The 575-nt window shown below is 69.2% G+C and carries 1 pseudogene; it reads left to right on the top strand.

Annotated elements, in window-relative coordinates:
• Nucleotides 1-297: 297 nt before the first annotated feature.
• Nucleotides 298-575 (top strand): annotated as a pseudogene (locus tag VQ02_RS33655) (protein TolQ); the annotation flags it as partial.

Genomic DNA, 575 nt, shown 5'->3' with positions numbered 1-575 from the left:
CTGGTCCGGGCGGACGTGGTGGTGGCCTGCGTGCGCGAGGGCCGGGCGGTGCGCCTGCCGGAGCCCCTGCGCCGCGCGCTCGGCCCGGGCGGGACGCCCGTTCGGCGTTGAGCGGCGGCACTCACCATTCCTTAACCCTGCCGGAGGCTTAACTCGCGGCGGGCTAATGCTCCGGCCCGGAGCGGCGGCCCTTACTTTCGACAGATTCGGGCGCGATCGAACCACGATACGAAAAGCCCGGATCCCAGTTGGAGTGCCCGAGGGCCGGTCATCGGCCCGGGACGCGAGGACAGCCGCATGAATCCCGCAGACGCCGCCCAGGCGATGCCCGTGGCCGAGATCACGATGTTCGGCCTGTTCTGGCAGGCCCACTTCGTCGTCAAGGCGGTGATGCTCGGCCTGCTCGTCTCCTCGATCTGGTGCTGGTCGATCATCATCGACAAGACGCTGCTCTTCCGCCGCACCAAGGCGGAGATGGACGCGTTCGAGGAGGAGTTCTGGTCCGGCCGGCCGCTGGAGGAACTCTACCGCGCCTACAACGACAAGCCCGCGACGGGGCTCGCCGCCCTGTTCGT

The sequence above is a fragment of the Methylobacterium variabile genome, assembly GCF_001043975.1.
Classification (GTDB): domain Bacteria; phylum Pseudomonadota; class Alphaproteobacteria; order Rhizobiales; family Beijerinckiaceae; genus Methylobacterium; species Methylobacterium variabile.
The sequence above is the reverse complement of the archived record's forward strand: the minus strand, read 5'-3'. Positions and strand labels throughout refer to the sequence as shown.